This is a genomic window from Flavobacterium sp. (assembly GCF_043760115.1).
Classification (GTDB): domain Bacteria; phylum Bacteroidota; class Bacteroidia; order Flavobacteriales; family Flavobacteriaceae; genus Flavobacterium.
Map to the genome: position 1 here is coordinate 22,300 of NZ_JAYUPK010000088.1, position 20,462 is coordinate 42,761.

Below are 20,462 nucleotides of genomic sequence, written 5' to 3' on the forward strand. Positions count from 1 at the left end.
CTTTATAAGATTAACAAAAAATTTGATGTTTATTATCAACTTAAGTTTTTTACTTTTGCAAAAAATAAATTACAATGTACAGAAGTCATTCTTGTGGCGAATTAAACGCTACACATATTAATACAGAAGTTACTCTTGCTGGTTGGGTTCAAAAAAGTCGCGATAAAGGTTTTATGAATTGGGTAGATTTACGCGATCGTTATGGAATTACACAATTAATATTTGACGAAAGTCGTACCAATAAAACTGTTTTTGAACTAGCAAAAACACTTGGAAGAGAGTTTGTAATTCAAATAAAAGGTACAGTTATAGAACGTGAATCTAAAAACAAAAATATTCCAACAGGTGAAATTGAAATTTTAGTTACTCAAATGACAATTTTAAATTCGTCGTTAACGCCACCTTTTACAATTGAAGATGAAACCGATGGTGGTGAAGACATTAGAATGAAATACAGATATCTTGATATTCGAAGAAATCCTGTAAAAAACTCGTTACTTTTTCGTCATAAAGTGGCAATGGAAGTACGTAAATATTTATCAGATTTAGATTTTTGCGAAGTAGAAACGCCTTATTTAATTAAGTCAACTCCAGAAGGCGCAAGAGATTTTGTAGTGCCAAGTAGAATGAATGCAGGTCAATTTTATGCGTTGCCACAATCACCACAAACATTCAAACAATTATTGATGGTTGGTGGAATGGATAAGTATTTTCAAATAGTAAAATGTTTTCGTGATGAAGATTTGCGTGCAGACAGGCAACCAGAGTTTACTCAGATTGATTGCGAAATGGCATTTGTAGAACAAGAAGATATTTTAAATGTTTTTGAAGGATTGACTCGTCATTTATTAAAAGAAATTAAAGGAATTGATGTAGCTGAATTTCCAAGAATTACTTATGATTATGCGATGAAAACGTATGGAAATGACAAGCCAGACATTCGTTTCGATATGAAATTTGGTGAGTTAAATGAAGTTGCGCAACACAAAGATTTTCCAGTTTTTAACTCCGCAGAATTGGTTGTTGGAATTGCAGTTCCAAATTGCGCAACCTACACAAGAAAAGAAATTGATAATTTAATAGATTGGGTAAAACGTCCTCAAGTTGGCGCCAATGGAATGGTTTATGTAAAATATGAATTGGACGGAAGTTTAAAATCATCTGTAGATAAATTTTACGACCAAGAAGATTTAAAAAAATGGGCGGCAATTACTAATGCAAAACCTGGTGATTTAATTCTTGTTTTATCAGGAAATGCTAACAAAACTAGAACGCAACTTTCAGCTTTAAGAATGGAATTGGCAACACGATTGGGTTTAAGAAATCCAGAAGTTTTTGCACCATTATGGGTTGTAGATTTTCCTTTATTAGAATGGGATGAAGAAACGTCTCGTTACCACGCAATGCATCATCCGTTTACATCGCCAAAGCCAGAAGACATGAAACTTATTGAAACAGAACCAGGAAAAGTTCGTGCCAATGCCTATGATATGGTATTAAACGGAAACGAAATTGGTGGTGGTTCTATTAGAATTCACAATAAAGAATTACAAAGTAGAATGTTTTCTTTATTAGGATTTTCAGCAGAACAAGCCCAAGATCAATTTGGATTTTTAATGAATGCTTTTCAATTTGGTGCGCCACCACACGGTGGATTGGCTTTTGGATTAGACAGATTGGTAGCAATTCTTGGCGGACAAGAAACTATTAGAGATTTTATTGCCTTCCCAAAAAACAATTCTGGTCGTGATGTTATGATTGATGCGCCATCAACTATTGATGAAGCGCAATTGAATGAATTGTTTATAAAAGTAAATTTAAAGTAAAATTATAAAAATAAAAATTATGAAAACAAAATTATTTTTAACGATGATGTTACTATTCATCATCAATTTAACAAATGCTCAAGTTTCTGGAGATTTAGATACTACTTTTGGTACAAATGGAAAAGTAAATACCAATTTTGGTCAAGCCGATTTTATCATAAATAGCCAAGTAATTCAATCTGATGGTAAAATAATTTTATGTGGATCAATTCAAAATTATAGTGTTTCATACGGATTTGTTATTCGCTTAAACGCAGATGGAAGTTTAGATTCAAGTTTTAATACTAATGGAAAAACAATAAATGAAACTATTGACAGCTTTGATAAAATTTTAATTCAAACTGATGGTAAAATTATAGTTGGAGGAAGTAAAAGTGAAGATGTAGCTTTAGCTAGATACAATTCTAACGGTACATTAGATACCAGCTTTGATATAGATGGTATGATTTTTAATATAAACAATGCATTCAATAACAGGAGATTCGTTGATTTAGATTTACAAACAGATGGAAAAATTGTAGTTTTATCAGAATTCAACAGCGGAAGTCAAGATTTTAGAATTTTAAGATATTTAACAAACGGTTCTATAGATACCACTTTTGGCAACAATGGAAGTGTAACTACAGATATTGGAAATGTTGAATTTCCAAAGTCTATAATTGTTCAATCTGATTCTAAAATTTTAGTTGGTGGTACTACTTACAATTCGTCTGCTTCAACAGATAACCCTTTTATAGCTAGGTATACTTCTACAGGATTGTTAGATAACACCTTTAACTCTAATGGAAAAAGAATTTACAGTTTTACAGGCGCATCATACAATAAAATTTCTAATTTGGTAGTTCAAACCGATGGAAAAATAGTATTTTACAGTAAAACATTTATAAGTTCTTCACCAAAAATTCTTTTAGTTCGTTTAAATTCTAATAGTAGTTATGATACCACTTTTGATACTGATGGAATTGCCATTGCAACTTCACCTAATAATTTTGAAGGAGAAAACGCAAAGCTAAGAATACAATCCAACGGAAAGTATACTTTATTTACAACAATACAACCAATTGTAAACAACGTTTCTAATAATGATATTTTAGGGTTGCGTTTCAATACCAATGGAACATTAGATTCAACATTTGATAGTGATGGAATTTTAATAATATCCTATTTTTCTTTAAATGATAATTTTGGAGATTTTAGTTGTGTTGGCAATTCTATAATTATTTCAGGAAATACAGAAGAATCATTAATTACAGGTAAAATTGCTGTTGCGAAATTAACTCAAACAGCTAGTTTTGATACCACTTTTGATACCGATGGAAAACTATTTTTTACATTTCCATATGGTAGTTCAGATGAAACTTTTGCATCTGAAATTCAACCAGATGGAAAAATACTAGTTGCTGGTTTTAGCTATTTTAATAACAAAGACTTCTACACTATTACAAGATATAATTCTAATGGTTCAATTGATACCAATTTTGGCACTAATGGATTAGTAGTCATAAATAATACTCGTTTTGGAACTCCAAACGATATAGCAATTGATACTAATGGTAAAATAATTATTGTTGGTAGAAATTATAAAGCATTAATAGTAAGACTCAATAGCAATGGAAGTTTAGATACCACTTTTGGAACTAATGGTTTTGCTAATTTTTCGACATCTGATTATTCAAGTGTAAATGATTTAAAAATTTTAAGTAATGGTAAAATTTTAATTGCTGGTTATGAAGCTTATACAATTGGCACAACATTTTCGGGTAATTTTATGTTGGCAAGATTAAATGCTAATGGCACAACAGACACAACTTTTGGCACAAACGGAATTTCAAATCTAGGTTCAACATTTGCTGATCAAGAAGTTTTAGATAAAATTGAAGTTCAATCGGATGGTAAAATTGTAGCTGCTGGAACAATTAATAATGGTTCAGATCTTGATATAGTAATTTTTAGATACAACTCAAACGGAACTTTTGACACTACTTTTAATGGAAACGGAAGTACAACATTTGCAAGTAGTGGTTCTGACAGACCAAATGGTTTAGCAATACAAAATGATGGTAAAATTATTATTCTAGGTCAATTAAATAGTCTTGTTAAAATTGCACGTTTTACTTCGAGCGGAGCAATTGATTTGAGTTTTGATTCAGATGGAATTATTGATGTAAATTCTAATGATATGGACTATAGTAACGCATTAAGATTAACTCAAGATCAAAAAATATTTATAATTGGATCAACTACATTAAGTGAAATTAACGTTGATTTTTCTACATTAAAATTCAATTCTAATGGTAGTTTAGATACCACTTTTGCAAACTCTGGAAAACTTACAACCGATTTCTTTTCAGATTATGATGAAGCAACATCAATTTTAATTACTAATGATAATAAATTAATTTTATGTGGTATTGTATTTGCTCCAAACAATAATTCTATAGATTTTGGACTTGCAAAATATTATTTAGATTCTAATTTGTCAAATAATGAAACTCAAATTTCTAAATCGAATTTATTTTATCCAAATCCAGCAGAAAATACTATTTATCTAAATGAAACTGTAAAAACTGTAAAACTATTTACAATACAAGGAAAAGAAATTGTAATTGATATAAAAAACAACTCTGTTGATACATCTAATTTAAATGCTGGAATTTATTTACTACAATTAGAATTAGAAAATAATAAAGTAATAAATACCAAATTAATTAAGAATTAATAGTTAGAAAATACTGAAAATCAATATTTTTCAACAAATTTTTAACAAAAATAATTTTCGTATCGTATTAAAGTTTACATTTGCCATTATTAATTATTTTATATTACACACAATGCGCACAGGAACAGTTAAATTTTTCAATGAATCTAAAGGTTACGGATTTATTACAGACGATGAAAACGGAAAAGACATTTTCGTTCACGCTACAGGTTTAAGAGCTGAATCACTAAACGAAGGTGATAAAGTTTCTTACGAAGAAGAAGAAGGAAGAAAAGGTAAAGTAGCTGCACAAGTAGCAGTTATCGAAGACTAATATATATTATTTTTTGATTACCTCTTACAGCTTAAACGTCTCAATTTATACTTGAGACGTTTTTTTATGATTACTATTTAAATTATTTAGAATTGGTTTAAATAGTCGTTTTTTCATAATAATAACTAAACGTTTAACATCTGTATATTGTGAATTAAATATTGCAATGTATATTTGTAACTATTTTAGTTTAAATTAAAATTTTACAAAATGCAATCAACACAAATGGACTATTTTCCAATACTAATGCAAGCACTTCTTGCCGTTGGATTTGTAGTTGGAATGATATTTATATCTAGTAAACTTGGACCTAAAAGAAGTTCTGTAAATAAAGATAAAAATTTTGAGTGCGGAATAGAATCTCAAGGAAATGCGCGTATCCCTTTTTCTGTAAAATATTTTCTAGTTGCAATACTTTTTGTACTGTTCGATGTTGAAGTAATTTTCTTATATCCTTGGGCAATCAATTTTAAAGAATTAGGCATAGAGGGAATGATAAAAATGGTAATTTTTATGATGTTGCTTTTAGTTGGTTTCTTTTACATTATCAAGAAAAAAGCATTAGACTGGGAATAAATAATTTAAAATTTTAGATTTCAAATAGTAAATAAATTTGACTTTTATTATCATATAAAAAATGAGCGATTCAAAAACAACAATGGTTGCGCCACCAGAAGGCGTTACAGGCGAAGGATTTTTTGCAACCAAACTTAACGATGTTGTTGGTATGGCAAGAGCAAATTCCCTTTGGCCATTACCATTTGCAACTTCTTGTTGCGGAATAGAATTTATGGCAACAATGGCATCTCATTACGATTTGGCTCGTTTTGGATCTGAAAGAGTTAGTTTTTCACCAAGACAAGCAGATATGTTAATGGTTATGGGAACAATTTCTAAAAAAATGGCGCCAATTTTACGTCAAGTTTACGAACAAATGAGCGAACCACGTTGGGTAATTGCAGTTGGTGCTTGTGCAAGTTCAGGAGGAATTTTCGATACCTATTCTGTTCTTCAAGGAATTGACAAAGTTATTCCTGTAGACGTTTACGTTCCAGGTTGTCCGCCAAGACCAGAACAAATTGTTGATGGCGTAATGCAATTGCAAGAATTGGTAAGAAATGAATCTGTAAGAAGAAGAAGTTCGCCAGAATATATAGAATTATTAGCTTCCTACAACCTATAATATGGCTTTAGAAACTACAAACATACAAGAAAAAGTTACACAAGAATTTGGTGATAAAGCATTTGCTTTTACAATGCAAAAAGACATTTTTACATTTGAAGTTTATCCAAATTCTATTCGAGAAGTAATTACATTTATTAAAGAAAATCAAGATTTAAATTTTCATTTTTTAACCGATTTATGTGGAATTCATTATCCAGACAACGATGATAATCATCAGTTTGCAGTAGTGTATCATTTACATAATTGGATAGAAAACACTCGAATTAGAGTAAAAGCGTATTTAAACGGAACACCAGAAATTGATACTATATCTGATATTTTTCTTTCTTCCAATTGGATGGAAAGAGAGGCTTGGGATTTTTATGGAATTAATTTTAAAAATCATCCACAATTGAAACGTATTTTAAATATGGATGAAATGATTTCCTTTCCTATGCGAAAAGAATTTCCAATGGAAGATTCTGGAAGAACAGATAAGGACGATAGATTCTTTGGAAGAACAACGACAAATAATTAAATGAAAATAATAGATGAAAATAAAGCAGAAATAAATCAACTTTGCATTAATCATAATGTAAAGCAACTATTTTTGTTTGGATCTATTTTAACAGAACGATTTAACGAAAAAAGTGATATTGACATGTTAATTCAATTTTCAACTATAGATTTAAAAGATTATTTTGATAATTATATGGATTTAAAAGAAAAGCTAGAATTACTTTTTAATAGACAAATTGATCTGGTAGAAAATCAAGCAATTAAAAATCCAATATTTAGAAAAGTTGTAGACCGAGAAAAGAAATTAATTTATGGATGAAAAAATTTTAAAATCTTTATACGATATAAAATTAGCCATAGAAGAAATAGATAGTTTTTTTATTAAAGAAGACAAAATGTTTTCAAATTATGAGAAAAATATTTTACTAAAAAGAGCAATTGAAAGAAATTTAGAAATTATTGGCGAAGCAGTGAATAGAATTCTAAAAGTAAATTCCGAATTTAGTATTACAAATGCAAGAAGAATTAGTGGTTTGAGAAACCAAATCATTCACGCCTACGACAGCGTTTCTGATGAAAATATTTGGAGTATTGTTATAAATAAACTTCCAAGTCTCAAAATAGAAATTGAAGAAAAAATACATAATTCAACATTATAAATGTCAGACTTATTATTAACACCAGAGCATCGATATGCTAAAAGAATAGAAGAGCAACTAAACGACGATGGAAGCGAACTTTCTATTTTAAATTTAGGACCAACACATCCAGCAACTCACGGTATTTTTCAAAACATTCTGTTGATGGATGGTGAACGTATTATTGAAGCCGAACCAACAATTGGCTACATACATCGTGCCTTTGAAAAAATTGCAGAAAATCGTCCATTTTACCAAATTACACCATTAACAGACAGAATGAATTATTGCTCATCGCCAATAAATAATATGGCTTGGTGGATGACAATGGAAAAATTATTAGACATTGAAGTTCCTAAACGTGCTCAATATCTTAGAGTAATTGTAATGGAATTGGCACGAATTACAGATCATATTATTTGTAATTCCATTCTTGGTGTAGATACAGGCGCATACACTGGTTTCTTGTATGTATTTCAATTTAGAGAAAAAATATACGAAATCTACGAAGAAATTTGTGGTGCTCGTTTAACAACAAATATGGGAAGAATTGGTGGTTTCGAAAGAGATTGGTCACCAGAAGCTTTCCGCAAATTAGATGTGTTTTTAGAAGAATTTCCAGTTTGTTGGAAAGAATTTGAAAACCTTTTTGAAAGAAACAGAATTTTTATAGATAGAACAGTAAATGTTGGGCCAATAACCGCCGAAAAAGCTATGGCTTATGGATTTACAGGTCCAAATCTTCGTGCAGCAGGAGTTGATTATGATGTTAGAGTTTCTGAACCGTATTCTTCTTATGAAGATTTTGATTTTATAGTTCCAGTTGGAAAATCTGGCGATACTTACGATAGATTTTGTGTTCGTAATGCCGAAGTTTGGGAAAGTTTGAGCATAATCCGCCAAGCATTAGACAAAATGCCAGCAGGAAATGAATACCACGCACAAGTTCCAGATTATTATTTGCCACCAAAAGAAGATGTCTATAATAATATGGAATCGCTAATTTATCATTTCAAAATTATAATGGGAGAAGTTCCTGTTCCAGTTGCCGAAATTTATCACGCTGTAGAAGGTGGAAACGGAGAATTAGGATTTTATCTCGTAACCGATGGAAGTAGAACACCATATCGTTTAAAATTTAGAAGACCTTGTTTTATTTATTATCAAGCGTATCCAGAAATGATTAAAGGTGCATTATTATCAGATGCAATCGTAATATTATCAAGTTTAAATGTAATTGCAGGAGAACTTGATGCATAAAAAAAGTATAATGTATATTGAAAAAAATGTATAATGACAAAAGTATAATGTAAGTACTGTATACAATTTACATTATACAATATACAGTTAAAAAAAATGGAAAGAACACAATACAAACAAGAGATAAACATAACAGAAGCATTAATGACTCGCATTAATGAGTTAATCAGTCACTATCCAGCAGATAAAAGTAAATCAGCACTACTACCAATTTTGCACGAAGTTCAAGATGCACATAACGATTGGTTAAGTTTTGAATTACAAGACAAAGTTGCCGAAATATTAAATTTAAAACCAATTGAAGTTTACGAAGTTGTATCCTTTTACACAATGTATAACCAACGACCAATTGGTAAATATATGTTTGAATTTTGCCAAACTGGACCATGTTGTCTAAATGGAGTAGAAAATTTAATGGATTACACCTGCAATAAATTAGGTGTAAAAGTTGGTGAACCAACACCAGACGGACTATTTGAAGTTCGTGGAGTAGAATGTCTTGGCGCTTGCGGTTACGCACCAATGATGCAACTTGGAGATTTTTATCAAGAGCATTTAAACGAAGAAAAAATAGATCAGTTAATTGCTGATTGTAGAGATGATAAAATCAACTTATTAGAAAAATAAGAAAATGTTTAAAAATTTCCCAAATATAATTGAAGCAAAACCATTAGATAATTTTAAATTATTTTTAAAATTTGATGATGGTATTAAGGGTGAAATTGAATTGGCAAATTTAAAAGATAAAGGAGTTTTTAAATATTGGAATGATGAAGATAATTTTAAAAATTTTAAAGTTTTAGATAATATTATTGTTTGGAATGATACATTAGATATGGATACAAATGCTTTTTATCTGAAAATTATTAATAAAACTTTTGAAGAATATGCCAGAGATTAGTAGATTTTATGGAATAATAATATATATGTATTTACAAGATCATAATCCACCACATTTTCACGCAAAGTATAATGATTTTCAAATTATGATTTCTATCGATAATTTCGCAGTTTTAAATGGTAAATTTCCGTCAAAAGCATTAGCATTAACAATAGAATGGGCTTCATTACATCAAGAAGAACTAATAGAAAATTGGAAGAATTTATCAAATTCTGAAAATGGAACATTTAATAAAATAGAACCTTTGAATTAGATCAAAATAAGATGTCAAAAAAAATATTATTAGACAAAATTAACGTTCCAGGAATTAAATCTTACGAAGTATATCGTCGAGAAGGCGGATATGCATCTGTAGAAAAAGCGTTAAAAACTTTAACCCCAGATGAAGTTGTAGAAGAAGTAAAAACTTCTGGACTTCGTGGTCGTGGTGGCGCAGGATTTCCAGCCGGAATGAAATGGAGTTTTATCGATAAAAAATCAGGTAAACCTCGTCATTTAGTTTGCAATGCAGACGAATCTGAACCAGGAACTTTCAAAGACAGGTATATAATGGAATTTATTCCTCACCTATTAATTGAAGGAATGATAACCTCAAGTTACGCACTTGGAGCAAATCTTTCATATATCTACATTCGTGGAGAATATATGTGGATTTACAAAATTCTAGAACGCGCCATTGCCGAAGCTAAAGCCGCAGGTTTCCTAGGAAAAAACATTTTAGGATCTGGTTTCGATTTAGAACTTTATGTACAAATTGGTGCTGGAGCATATATTTGTGGCGAAGAAACAGCACTTATAGAAAGCTTAGAAGGCAATCGAGGAAACCCAAGAATAAAACCACCATTTCCAGCAGTATCTGGACTTTGGGCAAATCCAACCGTAGTAAATAATGTAGAAACAATTGCTGCTGTACCTTGGATTGTAAATAATTCTGGTGCCGATTATGCTGCAATAGGAATTGGTCGTTCTACTGGAACCAAATTAATTTCTGCCTCAGGACACATTAAAAATCCTGGCGTTTACGAAATTGAGATGGGAATGACAGTTTACGAATTTATGAATTCCGACGAATATCTTGGCGGAATGTCATCAGACAGACCTTTAAAAGCATTTGTCCCTGGAGGAAGTTCTGTACCCATTTTACCAGCCAATTTAATATATAAAACTGCAGCTGGCGAAGATAGATTAATGTCATACGAATCACTATCAGATGGCGGTTTTGCAACAGGATCAATGTTAGGTTCTGGCGGATTTATAGTTTATAATGATACCGCTTGCATCGTTAGAAATACTTGGAATTTTTCAAGATTTTACCACCACGAAAGCTGCGGACAATGCTCGCCTTGCCGTGAAGGAACTGGTTGGTTAGAAAAAGTATTACACAGAATAGAAAACGGTTACGGTCGTGAAGAAGATATAGATTTACTTTGGAGCATTCAAAGTAAAATTGAAGGAAACACAATTTGTCCGCTTGGCGATGCTGCGGCATGGCCAGTTGCAGCTGCAATTCGTCATTTTAAAGACGAGTTTGAGTACCACATTCGTTTTCCAGAAAAAGTGAAAAATAGAGATCATTTTGTAGCAGAACCATTTGAAAAAGTGAAACATTTAGTTGGAAATCAATTAGTATAAAGTGTCTTTCTGAGCTTGTCGAAGGATGAAGCAAATGGCTTGGGCATTTTTAACGAACCATTATCCAGCTTTCATTACATAAAAATTGTAAAAAAAACAATTTGTTATTCCATTCAATCTGGGCTAGTTAATAAAGGTGATTACATAAAATAAAGAATAAAAAATCATAATTGGAAAAAATTAAAAACATAGAGATTACTAACTTTAAATCCATCAAACATTTAAAAATTGATGGTTGTAATAAAATCAATGTTTTTATTGGTCAACCAAATGCTGGCAAAAGTAATATTTTGGAGGCTTTGGGATTGTTTGGCTCACTAAATGAAGGATTATCTCCATTTATAAGATATAATAAAAATGATGAATTATTCTTTGAAGGAGATATTTTAACAGATATAAAAATTAAATTAGATAATGTAGTTTTAAATATAATTGATAAAAACAATAAAACTGATAATAGTAATTTTAATCAATATAAAGATATAATGATTCCGACATTGGGTTTTGATGAAAATTTATTTTTTGGTTATTATGTCATTAAAAATGATAAAAAATCAATTTTTGACGAGGAACAATTATCAATTCGATATGATAAAAAAGATTGTAGAGATATTAAGTATTATAATTTTAATAAACAATTTGAGTTAAAAGAAACTTTTAATCAAATAGATGAGAAACATGTTTCTGGTTATGATAAACTAGGATATTTATTAAGTAGAGAATCCAAATTAAGAGAAGAAATTAAAAAAATATTTGATAAAAATAATTTAAAATTTCTTGTAGAAAAAAATACAGAAGAAATAAAAATTTTTAAAGAATATCAGGATGGAACCGTTTTTATACTTCCATATAATATGATTGCAGACACATTACAACGTCTAATCTTTTATAAAGCCGCAATTATGAGTAATAGTAATTCTACTTTATTATTTGAAGAACCAGAAGCACATTGTTTTGAGCCTTACATTTTAGAATTTACAAATAGCGTGAAATATGATGAAAATGACAATCAATTTTTTATAGTTACACATAGCGAATTTATAATTCAAGAATTTTTAAGAGATGAAGAAAGTAAGGAGAATACCAATATTTATTTAGTTAATAATGTTGATGGAGAAACAAAGGTTAAATTATTAGATAAAAAAAATAATGATGATGTTTATGAATTTGGGATGAATCCTTTTTTTAATTTCGAAAATCTTTGGGATAATAACTAGATGAAAAATATTGTATGCGTAGAATGTTGGGCGGATAGGTATTTTTTTGGAAGATTACTTAATGATTTTGATTTAATCAGAAAAGAAAAAAATAAAAATCAAGTAATAAAAGCTTTTGGAAATTTAAAAATAAAAGATAAATTTTTAATTGGGATTGTAGATGAAGATAAAGAAGATATTTTGATTAATCCAAATCTTAAAGAATTTGAAATATTAAAAACTAACATAAACATTAAAATATACAAGCATAAAATTAATTTTCATTTTATCTTTGCACTTTCGCCAATAGCATTTGAAAGTTGGCTTTTAGAATATATAAATTTACAAAATCAAACATTAGAAGATTTCGATTATAGTGATTTTGATAGTTTTTTACAAGAAACTAAAAATGAATCAATACATAAAGTTGATAGGTTTAAAAATGTTATAAATTATGTTATGCAAAATTATAATATGACTGATAATCATATTAATTACACTAAAATACATTTAGATTATTTAATCGAAAAAAAATATCAATTTAATATTGATGAATTTTTAGAAATTTAAAAAAATAAATTCCGCAGGAATTATATATTGGTATTATGAAAGTAACAATAGACGGACAGTCAATAGAAGTAGAACCAGGAACAACCATTTTGCAAGCCGCAAGAATGATTGGTGGCGAAGTTGTTCCACCAGCAATGTGTTATTATTCTAAGTTAAAAGGTAGCGGCGGAAAATGCCGTTGTTGTTTAGTAGAAGTTGCCAAAGGTAGTGAAGCAGATCCAAGACCAATGCCAAAGTTAATGGCATCTTGCGTAACTGGTTGTATGGACGGAATGGAAGTAAACAGCAAATCGTCTGACAGAGTTCAAGAAGCTAGAAAATCGGTAACCGAATTTTTATTAATAAATCATCCTTTAGATTGCCCAGTTTGTGATCAAGCTGGCGAATGTGATTTACAAAATTTAAGTTTTGAACACGGAAAATCTGAAACTAGATTTATAGAAGAAAAACGTACTTTTGAGCCAGAAAATATTGGCGAGAATATTCAGTTGCACATGAACCGTTGTATCTTGTGTTACCGTTGTGTAATGGTTGCAGATCAACTTACAGACAATAGAGTTCACGGAGTAATGGATAGAGGAGATCATTCTAACATTTCAACTTGTATTTCTAAAGCGGTAGATAATGAATTTTCTGGAAATATGATAGACGTTTGTCCTGTTGGTGCACTAACAGACAAAACATTTAGATTTAAACAACGTGTTTGGTTCAATAAACCATTCAACGCACACAGAAATTGCGATAAATGTTGTGGAAAAACAACTGTTTGGATGTTTGGAAACGAAATTCAAAGAGTTACAGGAAGAAAAGACGAATACCATGAAGTAGAAGAATTTATATGTAATACTTGTCGTTTTGACAAAAAAGAGGTTACCGATTGGACAATTGAAGGTCCAAGAAGATTTGAAAAAGACTCGGTAATTAATCAAAATAATTACACACGAAAATTAGAAAAAGTTGAAATTGATACCGAAAATGGAATTCTAAACGGTAGAAATCAAGACAGAAAAAAAATAAGTATGGCCGATTTTCCATTAAATAATAATTCTAAATCTTAAAAATGGATAGTGCATTTATTATAGAAAAAAGTGTTGTTATTGTCGCAGTTTTTGCATTAACTATGCTAATGGCAATGTACTCTACTTGGGCAGAACGTAAAGTTGCTGCTTTCTTACAAGACAGAGTTGGTCCAAATCGTGCAGGTTGGGGTGGATTATTGCAACCACTTGCCGACGGAATGAAATTGTTCTCTAAAGAAGAATTTGAACCCAACACACCCAACAAATTTTTATTTATGGTTGGTCCAGCAATTGCAATGAGTACTGCATTAATGACTAGCGCTGTAATTCCTTGGGGCGATAAAGTACATTTTTTTGGTAGAGATATACAATTACAAGCAACAGATATTGATGTTTCACTACTATATATTTTTGGAGTTGTTTCTGTTGGAGTTTACGGAATTATGATTGGTGGTTGGGCTTCTAACAATAAGTTTTCGTTAATTGGTGCTGTTCGTGCTGCTTCGCAAATGGTTTCTTATGAAGTTGCAATGGGATTATCAATGATTGCATTATTGATGATGACAGGAACAATGAGTTTAAAAGAAATTTCAGTGCAACAAGCCGGAATGAATTGGAATGTTTTTTACCAACCTTTATCGTTTTTAATATTTTTAATTTGCGCTTTTGCAGAAACCAATAGAACACCATTTGACTTAGCAGAATGTGAAACCGAATTAATTGGTGGTTATCACACAGAATATTCGTCAATGAAAATGGGATTTTATTTATTTGCAGAATATGCTAATATGTTCATTTCTTCTACTATTTTAGCCGTTTTATTTTTTGGTGGTTACAACTATCCTGGAATGAGTTGGGTTGTAGAAAATTGGAGTTTAAATATTGCTAATCTTATTGGGTTTTTAGCATTGTTTATTAAAATATGTGGATTTATATTTTTCTACATGTGGGTAAGATGGACAATTCCAAGATTTAGATACGATCAATTAATGCATTTGGGATGGAAAATTTTAATTCCGCTTTCTATTATAAATATTATTGTTACCGGAATTGTTTTATTGAGAAGTGAAATTGCTGTGTTTTTGGGAATATAAATTATATAAAAATCTAAAATACAGATAATTAATTAAGCTTATATAAACAAAAATTAAAGGTATCGCAAAATGCGACACCATTGAAAATCAATAAGATGGAAAAAAGATTACTGATTATTTCAGAGAACATTGATCTTTGTTGCAGATGAAACTGATTTGAGATTGGAATTATAAATAGAATTCTAAGGAGCCAATTTGGCACCATAAGTTTAAAAAATAAGCAAGTCGCAATTTGTGACAACCTAATATAAATGTAATATATGAGTGACGAATTACTTATTACTGAACATATTATAATGAGTAAAATTTTACTTATTAGAGATCAAAAAGTAATAATTGATTCCGATTTATCGCTTTTATATGGTGTTGAAAATAAACAATTAAAAAGACAAGTTCGTAGAAATTTAGAAAGATTTCCAGAAGATTTTATGTTTGAATTGACTGAAGTTGAAAGTGAAATCTTGAGGAGCCAAATTGGCACCTCAAGTTGGGGTGGAAACAGATATAAACCATTAGCATTCACAGAACAAGGAGTTGCAATGTTATCGAGTGTTTTAAATAGTTCAACTGCCATTAAAGTCAACATTGAAATTATTCGAGTTTTTACAAAAATACGTCAAGCGATTTCTGAAAACTTAAATGTAAGGTTAGAAATTGAAAAAATAAAAAAGAAATTAATTAATCAAGATAAAAATATAGAATTGGTTTTTAGTTATTTGGATGAGTTAATTGACAAACAAGACAATAAAGAAGAACGAACCAAAATAGGTTACAAACACTAAAGACTACAAGTAGGTTTAGCCATGATAGTAGTGAATCCCGATGTAAAATCGGGAGAAACGGATAGCAGGATTAGCTTCAGAAAAAAATAAAGAATGAACATAGAAACAATATCGTTATCGGGTAGAAAAAAACAGGTTTCTCATAAAGAAATGACTTTTTGGGAAAGATTATACCTTGTTGCTATCGTGAAAGGTTTGATTATTACTATCAAACATTTATTTACTAGAAAAGTTACTATTCAATATCCTGAGCAGGTTAGAGAATTTAGTCCTGTTTATCGTGGTCAACACATGTTAATGCGCGATGATCAAGGTAGAGAAAACTGTACTGCTTGCGGATTGTGCGCACTTTCGTGTCCGGCAGAAGCCATTACAATGAAAGCTGCCGAGAGAAAACCAAACGAAATGCACTTGTATCGTGAGGAAAAATATGCAGAAATTTATGAAATAAATATGTTGCGTTGTATTTTTTGTGGCTTGTGCGAAGAAGCATGTCCAAAAGATGCAATTTACTTAACAACTTCTAAAAAATTGGTTCCATCGAGCTATGAAAGAGAAGATTTTATTTTTGGAAAAGATAAATTAGTAATGCCTTTGGATGTTGCTATGAAAAATGCTCAAATCAAAAACGCTAACTAGGATGTCGCCAATTTTAATTTTATTTTACATTTTATCAGCAATTACATTAGCAACTGCTTTTTTAACTATTTTTAGTAGAAATCCTATTCACTCTGCCATTTATTTGGTTATTTGTTTTTTCTCTATTGCTGGTCATTACTTATTATTTAATGCGCAGTTTCTTGCTGTGGTTCATATTATTGTATATTCTGGAGCCATTATGGTTTTATTTTTATTTACCATAATGTTGATGAATTTAAACAAAGAAAACGAGGTACACAAACCAAGAATTACCAGACTTGGTGCTGTTGTAGTAATATGTTTAATGTGTTTAACTTTTATTGCAATTTTTACAAATTCTAAAACTATTGTGGCTTATGATACTGATGTAAAAGATTTTCAATCTATAAAAACATTGGGTAAAGTATTGCTAAACGAATTTATGGTTCCGTTTGAATTTGCATCAGTTTTATTATTAGTAGCAATGATTGGAGCAGTTTTATTGTCTAAAAAAGAAAAATTAGAAAAGTAATATGAATAGTATTTTAACCGAAATAGGAATAGAAAACTACCTTTTTTTATCTGCAATATTATTTAGTATTGGAGTATTTGGAGTTTTATACAGACGAAATGCTATAATTGTATTTATGTCTATCGAAATTATGTTGAATGCGGTAAACCTATTATTTGTAGCATTTTCATCGTATCATAATGATGCCGAAGGACAAGTATTTGTATTTTTCTCAATGGCTGTTGCTGCAGCAGAAGTTGCTGTAGGTTTGGCCATCTTGGTTTCTGTATTTAGAAACTTAGGTTCTATTGATATTGCTAATTTAAAAAACCTAAAAGGATAATCTCGAATGGAGAAGAATTTAGTTTTACTATTGTTGTTAACCCCATTTGTAGGGTTTTTATTTAATGTTTTCTTCGGAAAAAAAGCAGGAAAAACAATTTCTGGCGCTATTGGAACACTTACTGTAGTGGTTTCATTTATTGCTAGTGTTTATTTTTTCATTCAAATAAATCAAACGAAACAACCTATTCAAGTTTCGCTTTTTGATTGGATTGAAGTAAGTAATTTCAAACTTAAATTCGGATTTTTATTGGATCAATTGTCAATACTTTGGTTATTATTTGTAACAGGTATTGGTTCGTTAATACATTTATATTCTATAAGTTATATGCACGATGATGAAAATATGCACAAGTTTTTTGCCTATTTAAATCTGTTCATCTTCTTTATGATTACACTTGTAATTGGAAGTAATTTATTAATAATGTTTATAGGTTGGGAAGGCGTTGGTCTTTGTTCTTATTTACTTATTGGATTTTGGTATAAAAATCAATCGTATAATGATGCTGCAAAAAAAGCATTTATTATGAATAGAATTGGCGATTTAGGATATTTAATTGGGATATTTATAATTGGTGGATTATTTTCTACATTAGATTTTATGGAATTGAAAGAAGCCATTCTTGGCGGAACGCAAAACGGAAATGTGTTTTGGCTTGGTGCTGCAACTTTATGTCTATTTATTGGCGCAACAGGAAAATCGGCACAATTACCACTTTACACTTGGTTGCCAGATGCAATGGCTGGACCAACACCTGTTTCGGCATTAATTCACGCTGCAACAATGGTAACTGCAGGAATTTTTATGATTACTCGTATGAATTTCTTATTTGATTCAACACCACAAATTTTAAATATAATTGCAATTATTGGCGCAGTTACAGCTTTGGTTGCAGCATCAATTGGATTGGTTCAAAACGATATTAAAAAGGTTCTTGCCTACTCTACTGTTTCTCAATTGGGTTTAATGTTTTTGGCAATTGGTCTTGGCGCTTACAATATTGCAGTTTTTCACGTAATAACGCACGCTTTCTTTAAAGCTTGTTTATTTTTAGGTTCAGGTTCTGTAATTCACGCAATGCATGGCGAACAAGACATGCGCAACATGGGAAGTTTAAAGAAATTTATGCCAATTACTTTTGCAACAATGTTAATTGCAACACTAGCAATTTCTGGAATTCCACCATTTTCTGGATTCTTTTCTAAAGATGAAATATTAATGACGGCTTACCATAATAATATTCCACTTTGGATTTTAGCTTCTGTAGCATCAATTATGACTGCCTTTTATATGTTTAGATTGATGTATTTAACCTTCTTTAAAAGTTTTAGAGGAACACAAGAACAAAAATATCATTTACACGAAAGTCCAAGTTTAATTACTATTCCGCTTATAGTTTTAGGGATTTTATCTCTAGTTGGAGGATTAATCAGTTTGCCTGGAAACAGTTGGTTAAATCATTATTTAGAACCCATTTTTAATAATGCATCTCATGCAGAACACGCTTTTGGTAACACCGAATATATCCTAATGGCAATTGCCGTTGCTGGTGGATTAATTGGTATTGGATTGGCTTATGCAAAATATATTAAACAAAATTCAGTTCCTGCACAAGACAGTGAAATAACTGGATTTTCTAAAGTACTATATAATAAATATTATGTTGATGAATTTTATACTTTCATAATTATAAAACCATTAAATTCTCTTTCTAATTTCTTTAGAACAACAGTTGAACCAGCAGCTTCTAATTTAGTTTTTGGATTTGGAAAAGTTGCAAATGGTTTATCAATGCAAGGAAAAAAATTACAAACTGGTAGCGTTGGATTGTATCTATTTGCTTTTGTAATTGGCGTTTGCGCACTATTAATTTATTTATTTATAGCTCAATAATTTTTACATAATGGATGTAACTACCATATTATTATTACTTTTAGTTGGCGCAATTGCAACTTATATTTCTGGAGATAAACTTGCTTCCAAAGTTGCTTTATTGTTTAGTTTAGCAGCTCTTGGTGTTTCAATTTATCTTTTATCACTTTTAAATAAAGGCGAACAAATATCTTTTTTAGCAGATTGGATTTCAATTCCTAAAGTATATTTATCATTTCAAGGCGATGGTTTATCAATGGCAATGGTTTTATTAACAACAGCTCTAACACCATTAATTATTTTTTCATCGTTTGGAAATCAATTTTCTAATAGTAAAAGTTTTTACACTTTAGTATTATTTATGTCTTTCGCGATGGTTGGAACTTTTCTTGCTGCAGATGGACTTTTATATTACATTTTTTGGGAATTAGCGTTAATTCCTATTTACTTTATAGCTTTACTTTGGGGAAATGGCGATGCAGACGAAAGAAGAAAAGCAGTAGTGAAATTCTTTATTTACACTTTGGGTGGATCTTTATTTATGTTAATTGCTTTTGCCTATTTATATCAAAAAGCAGGATCGTTTTTAATTGGAGATTTATATAATTTAAAATTAAATTCAACGGAACAGTTCTGGATATTTTTAGCGTTTTTTGCAGCTTATGCTATTAAAATTCCATTAATCCCTTTTCATACTTGGCAAGCTAAAGTGTATCAAAAAGCACCAACAGTTGGTACAATGTTACTTTCTGGAATTATGTTAAAAATGGGATTGTACAGCGTAATTCGTTGGCAATTACCAATTGCGCCAATGGCAGCAAGACAATATATGTATTTGTTTATAGGACTTGGAATTGCTGGTGTAATTTATGGTTCAATAGTAGCTTTACGTCAAAAAGATTTAAAAAAATTACTCGCATATTCTTCACTTGCTCACGTTGGATTAATTGCTGCAGGTTGTTACACACTAACACTTGACGGATTAAGTGGCGCAGTTTCTCAAATGATTGCTCACGGATTTGTAATTGTTGGATTGTTCTTTGCCGCAGAAATTATATACAGAAGATTTGAAACGAGAAAAATATCTGAAATGGGTGGAATTCGTTCGCAAGCACCAAAATTTACATCCATGTTTATGATTTTGGTTTTAGCATCGGTTGCTTTGCCTGGAACATTTAATTTTGTTGGTGAATTTACAGTTTTATACAGTTTGGCTCAAACGAATATTTGGTTTGTAATTCTAGGAGGAACAACAATTATTCTTGGCGCTTATTATATGTTAAAGATGTTTCAAAATGTAATGTTGGGAGAAACAAATGAAAAAGTTTTTGCAGATATCACATTAAACGAAGGAATAGTTATGGTAGTAATTCTTGGATTTTTATTGTTCTTTGGGTTGTATCCAAAACCAATAGTAGATTTTGTTACACCAAGTTTAAAGGAAATTTTACTCGTAATAAATAAATCCTAAATCCTAATTAAAA

23 protein-coding genes are annotated in these 20,462 nt (G+C 30.3%); all 23 read left to right on the forward strand.

Going from position 1 to position 20,462, the window contains the following annotated elements:
* Positions 1-74: 74 nt before the first annotated feature.
* The gene (gene aspS, locus ACH2BC_RS07900; RefSeq protein WP_395053453.1) at positions 75-1,826 is read left to right on the forward strand and encodes an aspartate--tRNA ligase; all 1,752 of its coding nucleotides are present in this window, start codon (positions 75-77) and stop codon (positions 1,824-1,826) included.
* A 19-nt stretch (positions 1,827-1,845) separates the two neighbouring features.
* The gene (locus ACH2BC_RS07905) at positions 1,846-4,545 is read left to right on the forward strand and encodes a T9SS type A sorting domain-containing protein (RefSeq protein WP_395053454.1); all 2,700 of its coding nucleotides are present in this window, start codon (positions 1,846-1,848) and stop codon (positions 4,543-4,545) included.
* 112 nt (positions 4,546-4,657) lie between these two features.
* Positions 4,658-4,858 (forward strand): cold-shock protein, encoded by a 201-nt coding sequence (locus ACH2BC_RS07910; RefSeq protein WP_395053455.1) that lies wholly within the window; start codon positions 4,658-4,660, stop codon positions 4,856-4,858.
* Positions 4,859-5,068: 210 nt separating this feature from the next.
* Positions 5,069-5,434 carry an NADH-quinone oxidoreductase subunit A gene (locus ACH2BC_RS07915; RefSeq protein ID WP_395053456.1) on the forward strand — a complete coding sequence of 122 codons (366 nt, stop codon included), beginning with the start codon at positions 5,069-5,071 and terminating at the stop codon, positions 5,432-5,434.
* Positions 5,435-5,495: 61 nt separating this feature from the next.
* Positions 5,496-6,041 carry an NADH-quinone oxidoreductase subunit B gene (locus ACH2BC_RS07920; RefSeq protein ID WP_395053457.1) on the forward strand — a complete coding sequence of 182 codons (546 nt, stop codon included), beginning with the start codon at positions 5,496-5,498 and terminating at the stop codon, positions 6,039-6,041.
* 1 nt (position 6,042) lies between these two features.
* On the forward strand, positions 6,043-6,561 hold the full coding sequence (locus tag ACH2BC_RS07925) for an NADH-quinone oxidoreductase subunit C (protein ID WP_395053458.1): 519 nt from the start codon (positions 6,043-6,045) through the stop codon (positions 6,559-6,561).
* Complete coding sequence (locus ACH2BC_RS07930; RefSeq protein WP_395053459.1) at positions 6,562-6,861, forward strand: nucleotidyltransferase family protein; 300 nt, start codon at positions 6,562-6,564, stop codon at positions 6,859-6,861. It begins immediately after the preceding gene.
* On the forward strand, positions 6,854-7,201 hold the full coding sequence (locus ACH2BC_RS07935; protein WP_395053460.1) for a DUF86 domain-containing protein: 348 nt from the start codon (positions 6,854-6,856) through the stop codon (positions 7,199-7,201). Before ACH2BC_RS07930 ends, ACH2BC_RS07935 begins: the two co-directional genes overlap by 8 nt.
* Positions 7,202-8,440, forward strand: coding sequence for an NADH-quinone oxidoreductase subunit D (locus tag ACH2BC_RS07940; RefSeq protein WP_395053461.1), 1,239 nt, complete (start codon positions 7,202-7,204; stop codon positions 8,438-8,440).
* A gap of 96 nt (positions 8,441-8,536) precedes the next feature.
* On the forward strand, positions 8,537-9,067 hold the full coding sequence (locus ACH2BC_RS07945) for a complex I 24 kDa subunit family protein (RefSeq protein ID WP_395053462.1): 531 nt from the start codon (positions 8,537-8,539) through the stop codon (positions 9,065-9,067).
* Between the two features lie 4 nt (positions 9,068-9,071).
* Complete coding sequence (locus ACH2BC_RS07950) at positions 9,072-9,341, forward strand: DUF2442 domain-containing protein (RefSeq protein WP_395053463.1); 270 nt, start codon at positions 9,072-9,074, stop codon at positions 9,339-9,341.
* Positions 9,328-9,594, forward strand: a complete 267-nt coding sequence (locus ACH2BC_RS07955; protein ID WP_395053464.1) for a DUF4160 domain-containing protein — start codon at positions 9,328-9,330, stop codon at positions 9,592-9,594. Before ACH2BC_RS07950 ends, ACH2BC_RS07955 begins: the two co-directional genes overlap by 14 nt.
* A gap of 11 nt (positions 9,595-9,605) precedes the next feature.
* Entirely contained in the window at positions 9,606-10,973 is a 1,368-nt protein-coding gene (gene nuoF / locus ACH2BC_RS07960; RefSeq protein ID WP_395053465.1) for an NADH-quinone oxidoreductase subunit NuoF, read from the forward strand.
* Between the two features lie 170 nt (positions 10,974-11,143).
* Positions 11,144-12,190 (forward strand): AAA family ATPase, encoded by a 1,047-nt coding sequence (locus ACH2BC_RS07965; protein ID WP_395053466.1) that lies wholly within the window; start codon positions 11,144-11,146, stop codon positions 12,188-12,190.
* Positions 12,191-12,739 (forward strand): hypothetical protein, encoded by a 549-nt coding sequence (locus tag ACH2BC_RS07970; RefSeq protein WP_395053467.1) that lies wholly within the window; start codon positions 12,191-12,193, stop codon positions 12,737-12,739. It begins immediately after the preceding gene.
* A 35-nt stretch (positions 12,740-12,774) separates the two neighbouring features.
* The gene (locus ACH2BC_RS07975; RefSeq protein ID WP_395053468.1) at positions 12,775-13,797 is read left to right on the forward strand and encodes a 2Fe-2S iron-sulfur cluster-binding protein; all 1,023 of its coding nucleotides are present in this window, start codon (positions 12,775-12,777) and stop codon (positions 13,795-13,797) included.
* A 2-nt stretch (positions 13,798-13,799) separates the two neighbouring features.
* Positions 13,800-14,852 (forward strand): NADH-quinone oxidoreductase subunit NuoH, encoded by a 1,053-nt coding sequence (gene nuoH / locus ACH2BC_RS07980; protein WP_395053469.1) that lies wholly within the window; start codon positions 13,800-13,802, stop codon positions 14,850-14,852.
* Between the two features lie 260 nt (positions 14,853-15,112).
* Positions 15,113-15,634, forward strand: a complete 522-nt coding sequence (locus ACH2BC_RS07985; protein ID WP_395053470.1) for an ORF6N domain-containing protein — start codon at positions 15,113-15,115, stop codon at positions 15,632-15,634.
* A 93-nt stretch (positions 15,635-15,727) separates the two neighbouring features.
* Positions 15,728-16,273, forward strand: coding sequence for a NuoI/complex I 23 kDa subunit family protein (locus ACH2BC_RS07990; RefSeq protein ID WP_395053471.1), 546 nt, complete (start codon positions 15,728-15,730; stop codon positions 16,271-16,273).
* Between the two features lies 1 nt (position 16,274).
* The gene (locus ACH2BC_RS07995) at positions 16,275-16,784 is read left to right on the forward strand and encodes an NADH-quinone oxidoreductase subunit J (RefSeq protein ID WP_395053472.1); all 510 of its coding nucleotides are present in this window, start codon (positions 16,275-16,277) and stop codon (positions 16,782-16,784) included.
* A gap of 1 nt (position 16,785) precedes the next feature.
* Positions 16,786-17,106 carry an NADH-quinone oxidoreductase subunit NuoK gene (gene nuoK, locus ACH2BC_RS08000; protein WP_395053473.1) on the forward strand — a complete coding sequence of 107 codons (321 nt, stop codon included), beginning with the start codon at positions 16,786-16,788 and terminating at the stop codon, positions 17,104-17,106.
* A gap of 6 nt (positions 17,107-17,112) precedes the next feature.
* Positions 17,113-18,999, forward strand: coding sequence for an NADH-quinone oxidoreductase subunit L (gene nuoL, locus ACH2BC_RS08005; protein ID WP_395053474.1), 1,887 nt, complete (start codon positions 17,113-17,115; stop codon positions 18,997-18,999).
* Between the two features lie 10 nt (positions 19,000-19,009).
* Positions 19,010-20,449 (forward strand): NuoM family protein, encoded by a 1,440-nt coding sequence (locus ACH2BC_RS08010; protein WP_395053475.1) that lies wholly within the window; start codon positions 19,010-19,012, stop codon positions 20,447-20,449.
* Positions 20,450-20,462 lie beyond the last annotated feature (13 nt).

Excerpts from the sequence above, each read along its gene's own strand:
- aspS (WP_395053453.1), top strand. The coding sequence starts at position 75 with ATGTACAGAAGTCATTCTTGTGGCGAATTAAACGCTACACATATTAAT.
- ACH2BC_RS07905 (WP_395053454.1), top strand. The coding sequence starts at position 1,846 with ATGAAAACAAAATTATTTTTAACGATGATGTTACTATTCATCATCAAT.
- ACH2BC_RS07910 (WP_395053455.1), top strand. The coding sequence starts at position 4,658 with ATGCGCACAGGAACAGTTAAATTTTTCAATGAATCTAAAGGTTACGGA.
- ACH2BC_RS07915 (WP_395053456.1), top strand. The coding sequence starts at position 5,069 with ATGCAATCAACACAAATGGACTATTTTCCAATACTAATGCAAGCACTT.
- ACH2BC_RS07920 (WP_395053457.1), top strand. The coding sequence starts at position 5,496 with ATGAGCGATTCAAAAACAACAATGGTTGCGCCACCAGAAGGCGTTACA.
- ACH2BC_RS07925 (WP_395053458.1), top strand. The coding sequence starts at position 6,043 with ATGGCTTTAGAAACTACAAACATACAAGAAAAAGTTACACAAGAATTT.
- ACH2BC_RS07930 (WP_395053459.1), top strand. The coding sequence starts at position 6,562 with ATGAAAATAATAGATGAAAATAAAGCAGAAATAAATCAACTTTGCATT.
- ACH2BC_RS07935 (WP_395053460.1), top strand. The coding sequence starts at position 6,854 with ATGGATGAAAAAATTTTAAAATCTTTATACGATATAAAATTAGCCATA.
- ACH2BC_RS07940 (WP_395053461.1), top strand. The coding sequence starts at position 7,202 with ATGTCAGACTTATTATTAACACCAGAGCATCGATATGCTAAAAGAATA.
- ACH2BC_RS07945 (WP_395053462.1), top strand. The coding sequence starts at position 8,537 with ATGGAAAGAACACAATACAAACAAGAGATAAACATAACAGAAGCATTA.
- ACH2BC_RS07950 (WP_395053463.1), top strand. The coding sequence starts at position 9,072 with ATGTTTAAAAATTTCCCAAATATAATTGAAGCAAAACCATTAGATAAT.
- ACH2BC_RS07955 (WP_395053464.1), top strand. The coding sequence starts at position 9,328 with ATGCCAGAGATTAGTAGATTTTATGGAATAATAATATATATGTATTTA.
- nuoF (WP_395053465.1), top strand. The coding sequence starts at position 9,606 with ATGTCAAAAAAAATATTATTAGACAAAATTAACGTTCCAGGAATTAAA.
- ACH2BC_RS07970 (WP_395053467.1), top strand. The coding sequence starts at position 12,191 with ATGAAAAATATTGTATGCGTAGAATGTTGGGCGGATAGGTATTTTTTT.
- ACH2BC_RS07975 (WP_395053468.1), top strand. The coding sequence starts at position 12,775 with ATGAAAGTAACAATAGACGGACAGTCAATAGAAGTAGAACCAGGAACA.
- nuoH (WP_395053469.1), top strand. The coding sequence starts at position 13,800 with ATGGATAGTGCATTTATTATAGAAAAAAGTGTTGTTATTGTCGCAGTT.
- ACH2BC_RS07985 (WP_395053470.1), top strand. The coding sequence starts at position 15,113 with ATGAGTGACGAATTACTTATTACTGAACATATTATAATGAGTAAAATT.
- ACH2BC_RS07990 (WP_395053471.1), top strand. The coding sequence starts at position 15,728 with ATGAACATAGAAACAATATCGTTATCGGGTAGAAAAAAACAGGTTTCT.
- ACH2BC_RS07995 (WP_395053472.1), top strand. The coding sequence starts at position 16,275 with ATGTCGCCAATTTTAATTTTATTTTACATTTTATCAGCAATTACATTA.
- nuoK (WP_395053473.1), top strand. The coding sequence starts at position 16,786 with ATGAATAGTATTTTAACCGAAATAGGAATAGAAAACTACCTTTTTTTA.
- nuoL (WP_395053474.1), top strand. The coding sequence starts at position 17,113 with ATGGAGAAGAATTTAGTTTTACTATTGTTGTTAACCCCATTTGTAGGG.
- ACH2BC_RS08010 (WP_395053475.1), top strand. The coding sequence starts at position 19,010 with ATGGATGTAACTACCATATTATTATTACTTTTAGTTGGCGCAATTGCA.